Below are 8359 nucleotides of genomic sequence, written 5' to 3'. Positions count from 1 at the left end.
AGGTGGACTTCTCTTGCTTCGGGGATCATCCATATCTTGAATCACGACTCACGATCCAAGAAAAGTGGGTACTAGGGTGCAGGGCCATTCCATACAGGAGATAGGGCGTCGCCTGGAGCGGGCTGCTTCGACAGTCTCTCCGTGAACTGCGGCGGAACGCGGCCACCCGCGGCGGCGGTTGGAGCATCGGGCAATAACTGTGGCATGCGGATCGATCTGCCCGCCCGGGCCCAGAAAAAAAGCTCGCCGCGAGGGCGATGGGGACTTGAAGTCTACGTAGCGTCAGGTTGTACAGTCTGAATCATACATGCCGCTATCGCTCTGAAGCTTCATGATCACGAGGAGAGGCGTCAATGTCTCAGGTTCTTCGGTGCGTTGGACAATGTGGCTGTGCAAGCACGACCCGGTTGGTTGTAGCGAATGTGAGGACATGAACTGAAGAATTGAAGACGAAGCAGAATTTGCATGCAAGTATCAATCCCGGACACTGGAGTGTGGCTCTGGGGGAGCTATGAAGAGTCATCTCGTCTAGGGAGAGTGGCATGGACCCGAGCTATAACGATCCGAACTATTGGATGCGCTGGTACGCAGAGCAGCAGGAACTGCAGCGTGCGGGAGAAGAGATCGAGCTTGAGCCAGCATATCAAGCCGGCTTTGAGTAGCAATTGGGTGAGCTGCAGCTCCACTCTCACGAGGTGAGTTCGCCTGAGGGAAGTTCTTCCGAAAGTTCGGCGGGCGGGTCGCACGGAGACATTGAGCGCACAGACATCGGTGGTTCGATGAGAATACCGCCAAGATCCGATTCCCGGGTCAAATCAAGACTGGGTAAAGTCTTTGGAGTAAGCCGCCGTGAGATGTGGCCGAGCAGGCCAGCGCCTGTTGACTTCCGCTCGGAGCTTCGCATGGACTTCGCAAAGCGCAGTCGGCCGTCTGAAGCAGACCTGGAGCTGATTGAAGAGTTCAAGACGGCGTTGGTCAGCGCGAACCGTCCGACGAAGACTATCGAGAACCATGAGACAGCTCTCCGATGGTTCAGCGAGTTCCTCCAATCCAAGGGCGTCATTTTGAAGGACCTACTTGGCAATCCCGATCTGCTGGCGGCTTATAAAGCTGAATTTACGAAGCAGGCGAGCGCCAATAGCAGTAGCCGCGTGGGCGGAGCGTTGGATGCACTTAGGCATTTCCACGCTAGAAATTTCCTTTCAGCCCCCGATTGGGTGGGTAGGCAATATGAACCGATGTATCCTTCGGACGAGCTAATGATCGGCCAATTCGTGAAGAATGTCCAAGACTACAGAATTGAGCCCGATGGTACCAGAGGACGCGGGACCGGAAAGGTCCCCACGCGTACAATTACGTCCAATGTGCAGCCGCTTACCACGTTTGCTCAGTGGCTGCGAGCGCACAATAAGGGTCCACTGGCTGATTACGCGTTCAACGAACCAAGCCGGCTCGCCGCCATGGTCGACGAGTATGTCGACGCTGGCGGTGATGAGGATGACAAGCTCAGTGTGGCACTGTCTCATCTACGCAGGATCGGGGCGAACGAGCTCGAAGCTGTCGGTGCCGGGCCTCGCCTGATGGGCCGTGAAACATTGGGGGCTTATCAGCAGGACAGAACCGCCATCGATGGCTTTTTGACACACGCTATGTCCAACTATGCATCCAAGGTCGCTTCCCAAATGGCTACCAACCTACGCCGTTTTAGCGACTGGCTTCAAAGGGAGGGAAAGCTGGGCATCATGGATCGAATTGACGGCGACGTTGAGCAGCAGTCGTCATTGAACGCAGATTATGCGGCCTTCCGCAAAGCCACAAAGCGGACAGCGCCACTCAATTCGTTTCGAGAATACCTCGGTCTCGAGCCCCAATTCAGGTTCCGTCCTCACGACGACGACGCCAGCCTCATCCAGGGCTTTGCCGACGAAATGTTGAGAAACCCAGATTCCAAGAGAACAAGCCTTACAAAGGTTGCTACGGCGCAACGCGGGTTGAGTCATTGGCTCCGTCAAGAGGGTAAGGAAAGTATCGCTAGCCGAATGAACGGCAATGAAGAGCAGCAACGCTCACTGGCCGCAGACCTCCAGGCCTTTATCGAAGCCAAAGGGAAAGATGCTGCTTTTCGTCTGCGCCTGAACAAGCTCAAGCAGTATGCGCAGGTCGTTGATGCAAACAGGATGCTCGGCGTGAACCTCCCGCAGCAGAGAGCTGACTCGGACTCAATCTCTACCTGGATGCGAAATTTGCCGACGCCGCCGTCCGAAAGTGAGTGGCCGCCGGTGCTAGGCCCGTATGGGCAAGCCGGTTTGCAGGAACCGGCTGGCTCGAACTCAACCTCGTCCTGGATACGAAATTTGCCAACGCCGCCGTCCGAAAGTGAGTGGCCGCCGATGGTAGGCCCGTTTGGGCAGGCCGGCTTGCAGGAGCCGGCTGGGTCGAGCTCGACTTGGTCCCCGCAACTGCCGTCCTATTTCGACTTTCCAACGCCGAAGGGCGAGCCAGCTCGGTCCTCAGACATCTATCGCGGTCTCGGTTCTTTGGTTGACCTGCCGTCCACACCGCAGGACATGCGTGACGATGCCCAGTCAGGGCCGGTGCTGAGCCCTGCCGGCAGACCCCCGTTCTTCATCGGGCCGTCAGGCATGCATCAAGAGCTCGAGGATATCGGATATCTCGTCGGCGAGAATTGGCAGCATGGCTCACAGCCGGTGCCGGATTTCCTGCTCGATGTACTGGACAACAAAATGCTGTTGCCGAGTTCGCGAATGGCTCCCCAGCCGGTCTCCATCAACGGCGAGACCTACTCCATCACGTTGGGTCCGCGAGGACGCCGCGACGCTCAGCTTATCCATCATCCTGGCCCATCCTCGGTTCCTAAGGCCAGGGTCGGCGGTTCGGCTGCGAGTGCCTCTGCCGGCGACCGCAGCGGACGGGTGCTCGGAGCCAGGGACTGGCTGGGTGACGAGCATATCCAGCGGGACTACGAGCTCCTGGCGCAGGAATTGTCGGCGAGCAATCCAAACCTCGCCGCCCGGACTCGTTTCGTGGATCCTCTCGTGGCCTTTCAGGTGGGCCAGGGTACAGGCGACGTCGCCCTAACCGCACTCCATCGCATTGTCAACGATCGGCATGATAACGACACAGCCGACTTTCTGTTCTTGCCGGTGAGTGACGCCAGCACTACGGACCTCCATGACCGCGGCTCCCATTGGTCGTTGCTGCTCGTGGACCGCCGCGATCGCGACAATCCGGTCGCCCACCATTACGACTCCGCCCGGGGATACAATGACAGACCTGCAGCAATGCTCGCAGCACGGGTGGGAGCCGGAGACAATCTGCTAGCAGCCACCATAAGCCAGCAGAGGAACGGCTATGATTGCGGGGTCTTTGTGGCCGACGGTACGCGAGCGCTGGTCAGGCGGCTCGCGGGAAGACGGCAGGCAGACTTGAGCCTCGCCAATCTCGTCATCGATCGGCAGGCACTGCAAAACCGACTGAGGGGCTGACCACGATCCAGCAAGGACGCGCTGGGACGACTCGGCGCGTCCCGTGTCCGCTTCGGCTGATCGAGTCGTTCGTGAAGAACTGGCGCGGCGCCCGGCTCAAGCGATGTTTCGAGTCGGGACGGTCTCGAAGAAGGCTCGGATGATGACACGCAAGAGCTCTGCGAGCCATCGCAGCAGCAGGCCGAAGTTATAGCCGGCAGCGGCGAGAACGGCGTTGATGCGGTCGCCGAGGCGTCCCTTGAGATTATTCGGTCCATGCGGTGCTCGGCCTTGAGGTGGCCGATGACGGGCTCGACAGCCGCGCGACGCTTCATCTCGCGACGGATGGAGGCTGTGACGCGGCGGACCTGACCCGAGATCCAGACCCTGAACCGATGCGGGTGGTTGTGACCGCGATATCCTTTGTCGACGTGGATACGGCGAACCTCCACGCCGGTGAGCTTCTCCATGTCATCGATCACGGGACCGAGCGTGTGCCCATCGAAGGGATTGTCATGCAGAGCCTTGGAATGGAGCACGTGACTGGCCGCCCTTTGGAGACGTCACGGGGGTGGCGATGCTGACCTTGCAGCCGAACTCGTAGGGCGCGCGGGCTTTACCCTTGCCGATGCACTCAACCTCCGGAGCATGTAACGCATAGACCTTCGGACCGCGCTGATGCTGATCCTGGCTGCGCACCTGCTGCGCTAAACCGAGCAACGGGCCGAAGCGAGCTTCCAGGACCGTATCGCCATCAATCTTGCGGCGGATGTCGCGGATGATCCGGCCAAGCCGTGTCCGCAGGAACTTGAGCTGGCGCCGGGCGCGCTTGAACTGGTGGGCGTGGGTATAGCGGCCGGTCATGATGGCGGCGCGCTTGGCCAGGCGCAGATAGCTCTGGCGCAGCGGCACATGGTTGCGCTTGGCGAGCCCGACCAGCTTGATGATTGCTCGATGCAGCAGCCGCGCGTCGGTCGGATGTGCAACCGCTTTCGGCTGCACTGTGGTATGTGCGCCATGACGGCGCGAAGAAGGAGGTTGAGTATGTAGACCATCTTCAGAGCAGCCTTGCTGCGCAAGAGATGAGGGCAGGCCCCTCGGACTCGGATTGCAGGATCAGAGTCCAAACCGCCACAAGCTGCTTTAGCTCACTGGTCGGCAACCGGTGTAGAGGCGGCGTGATCCCGATGGCAGGCTCTTGCGTGGAACATGGGAACCTGCGTCACGATGCCAAGGGAGACCCCAAAGGCGGCGGACCCGCCGAGGGCAGAGTACCAATGCGCGACGCAGGGGCGGACGGGTTCGTAATGTGCGCTGGGCAGCGCGTGAATCAGGAGGGTTGAAGTCCCTTCGGTGCTCGAATGAGGAGCACCGTATCCGAAGACGGGGGTAATGCCTCGTTGGCCAGGCGCGCGAGCGTCTGGAGGACAGGGTGTCCGGAGCGATCCGGAATCCGAAGGGTTTGAGGAGAAGTATCGGGCCGTAATCGAGGGGCAACCCACAGATGAACAGGTCGGCCAAAGATGGGGCAAGGTCGAGCCCGCATTATGGGGGCGAAGGCGTTACTCATTCACCCATCGTACCAAGGTGTTTGCTGACGGCACGATACGGAAGATTCATGCGTGACCCCAGGAGACCTGCCTGTGTCCCGGCAGTAACCGGGAAAGTGACCTTATAAGCGCAAGCGAAGTGGGAAGCGATGCACAGGCAGGAGTCGGAGAACGGAGTAGTACCAGAAGCGCGAGACGAATAACTCGCGTGACCAGCAATGGCGGATCGAGAGTGATCCGGGGAAGGACGTTCGTGAACGGGTCGAGAGAAGATGCGTCGAGATAGATGAGAAAGCAGCGTGGAGATGGACAGTTCCTTTTGTGAAAAACCCGAACGTCACGCTTCGAGGAGACTATCGGATCATCTTGTTCTCGAAGATCAGAAGCAGAAGGTCCACTCTCTGGTGGACAAGGTGTATTCACGCAAGAACTTGAAGCTTGCGTGGGAGCGCGTTCGCGCCAATCATGGGGCAAGCGGCGCAGACAAGGTGACCATTGAGGAGTTCGAGGCCAGTCTGGACGAAAATCTGGAACGGCTTCATCAAGAGCTTCGCGATGACACCTATCAGCCGCGAGCAGTGCGACGATTAGAGATTCCGAAAAGAGGAGCTCCGGGCAAGACAAGGCCGCTCGGCATACCTTCGGTCTACGACAGGGTATGTCAGCAGGCTCTGGTCAACCGTCTGGAGCCCATCTTTGAGCGCGTCTTTGATCCGAGCAGTTTTGGATATCGCAAAGGTCGCAAGACCGCGGATGCCCTGACCAAGATTTGGCGGGAGGTGGAGAGCGGAAACGAGTGGATTGTCGATGCGGATCTGAAAGACTTTTTCGGGTCTGTGGATCACGAAAAGCTCCTGACCCTTATCGGAAAGCAGGTCGCCGATAGCAGAGTGCTGAAGTTGATTCAGCAGATGCTGAAAGCGGGCTATGAAGAGCGGGGACAGAAATACGCGACTCCAACGGGAACCCCGCAAGGCGGGGTCGTCTCGCCGTTGATGAGTAACATCTTGCTGACTCCCTTCGACAAGGAGATGAGGCGGCAAGGGTACCAACTCACGCGGTGGGCGGATGACTGGGTGGTGACCTGTCGGACACGAGCTGAGGCGAAGTACGCTTTGGCGCGAGCAGCGAAGATTCTCGAACAGCTTGGCGTTGAGCTCAATAAGGCGAAAACCCGGATTGTGCATGTGGCGCACGGCTTTGAGTTTCTGGGATTCAAAATCCAACGAGGAAAAGGCAACTTTCGCCTGAATCGCGATCGGATTAAGTCCAAGCTGAACCGTCATGGTCTCTATGCCATTCCCGCACAGAAGTCAGTCGACCGATTCAAGGATCAGATCAGGGCCTTGACGCAAAGGAAAATACCTCTGCGTATGAGAGAAATGATCGAAACGATCAACCCGATCGTCCGTGGATGGGGAAACTACTACTGTCGTTCCAACGTCAGGAAGCGCTTCAACCAGCTGGATCGGTGGATAATCCAAAGACTGTGGTCACATCGCGCCAAGCGATGGCGAAACGCATGTTGGAAAGAGTATCCCACAAGAAGGCTACGCACGGAGTTCAAGCTTGTCAGCCTTGTCTCGCTGATACCTTCTCTTCAGATCGCGAAAGCCCGTTCATGAAAGCGGAATGCGGGAAAACTGCACGTTCCGTTTGTGCGGCGGACGGAGGCAAGCCCTTCAGTGGGCGCCTCCTCCGACCCGACAGGTCGGCTTGCCGGCTGAAGGCCCGAACGGTCCCCGATGAGGGGTGAAGGAAAGGGCAAATAGATCGGACGTCTCATGACCGTATCGCGACCGCCATACCAACTCGAATTGGACTTGCCGATGCCCGTGCGGGGTGAAGCCCAGCATCGGGTCGCGCAAGAGGTCGAAACGGCCCTGGCGACGGCCGAACCCGAAAGCCCGGCATCCACAGAGCATCTCATGGAGGCGATCTGTGACCCAGACAACATAGAAGCTGCGTTGGACGCGGTGGTGCGCAACAAAGGAGCGCCAGGCATCGACGGTATCTCCGTCAAACAGCTGCCGGGCATCCTTAAAGCGCGCTGGCCGGAGATCGAAGACCAACTGCTCCAGGGGCGCTACCAGCCGCTACCGGTGCGTCGGGTGAGAATCCCGAAGCCGGACGGCGGAACGCGCAACCTTGGCATTCCAACCGTGATTGATCGTGTGATTCAGCAGGCAATCCTGCTGCGGCTTCAGCCGCTGTGGGACCCGACATTCAGCGAGCACAGCTACGGCTTCCGGCCGGGCCGCTCCGCTCACCAAGCGGTGGCGCAGGCGCAAGCCTACATCATTGAAGGCTATCGGTTTGTCGTGGATATCGACTTGGCCAAATTCTTCGACCGGGTCAATCACGACCGCCTGATGGCTGCGGTGGCGGCGCGCGTCACGGACCGGCGATTGCTCCGGCTCATCCGGAGCTACCTGACGGCCGGTGCGCTCGACAACGGGTTGTTCGAGGACAGCTGGGAGGGGACCCCGCAAGGTGGTCCACTCTCGCCCTTGCTCTCGAATCTCGTGCTGGATGAACTGGATTGCGAGCTCGAGCGACGCGGCCATCGGTTCGTGCGTTACGCGGATGACTGCAACATCTATGTACGCAGCGAAAAGGCCGGCCGGCGAGTCATGGAGAGCCTGACCCGCTTCATCGAACGGCGCCTCAAGCTTCAGATCAACGCGGAAAAGAGTGCCGTTGCCCAACCGTGGCATCGGTCATTCCTCGGCTTCACGGTGAGGAATGAACCGGAGTTCCGGCGATGCATCGCCGACAAGGCCGTGGTCCGGTTCAAGCACCGGGTGCGCGAGCTGACGGGGCGACATCGGGGCATCACCCTGGAGCGGATGATCCGCGAGCTGGCTTCCTTCCTGCGAGGATGGGCCGGCTACTTCGGCTTTAGCCAGTGGCACGAGTTGCAATCTCTCGACGGCTGGATTCGGCGACGCCTGCGTTGCGTCATCTGGGTCCAGTGGAAGACGCGGAGGAGGCGATATCATGAACTTCGGCGCCTCGGAGTGCCCGGGCCTGCGGCCCGCGAGGCCATCTTCAGCCCGAAGGGGCCGTGGCGAATGAGCTTCACGAACGCCTTGCACCGCGCCTTCACCAACGCACGCTTCAAGCGCCTGGGTTTGCTTCCCATGGAAAAGCTGGTGAACGCTTAATCCGCCGAACCGCCGTGGTACGGACCCGTATGCCCGGTGGTGTGGGAGGGGCGGCATCGCAAGATGCCCCCCTATCCCGATTGAGCACGATCGATCACCGGTCTACCTTAGACCACCGATCCTCCGTCGAGCAGCGGGGGACTTTCCGGTGAAGTGA

The 8359-nt window shown here is 59.4% G+C and carries 3 protein-coding genes and 1 pseudogene; 3 read left to right on the top strand and 1 reads right to left on the bottom strand.

What is annotated here, in order from left to right; translation table 11 throughout:
• The first annotated feature begins 902 nt into the window (after positions 1-902).
• Positions 903-3506, top strand: a complete 2604-nt coding sequence (locus tag AC5ZG5_RS45145) for a C48 family peptidase (RefSeq protein WP_456647057.1) — start codon at positions 903-905, stop codon at positions 3504-3506.
• Between the two features lie 96 nt (positions 3507-3602).
• Here the strand turns inward: AC5ZG5_RS45145 and AC5ZG5_RS45140 are convergent.
• Positions 3603-4493 (bottom strand): annotated as a pseudogene (locus AC5ZG5_RS45140) (IS5 family transposase); the annotation flags it as partial.
• An 847-nt stretch (positions 4494-5340) separates the two neighbouring features.
• Here AC5ZG5_RS45140 and ltrA (AC5ZG5_RS45135) point away from each other — a divergent pair.
• Positions 5341-6660, top strand: coding sequence for a group II intron reverse transcriptase/maturase (gene ltrA, locus AC5ZG5_RS45135; RefSeq protein WP_456647058.1), 1320 nt, complete (start codon positions 5341-5343; stop codon positions 6658-6660).
• Between the two features lie 204 nt (positions 6661-6864).
• Positions 6865-8202: a group II intron reverse transcriptase/maturase gene (gene ltrA, locus AC5ZG5_RS45130; RefSeq protein ID WP_456647059.1), complete on the top strand. Its 1338-nt coding sequence runs from the start codon at positions 6865-6867 to the stop codon at positions 8200-8202.
• Positions 8203-8359 lie beyond the last annotated feature (157 nt).

This window comes from Bradyrhizobium sp. Ses1, assembly GCF_059512365.1.
The sequence above is the reverse complement of the archived record's forward strand: the minus strand, read 5'-3'. Positions and strand labels throughout refer to the sequence as shown.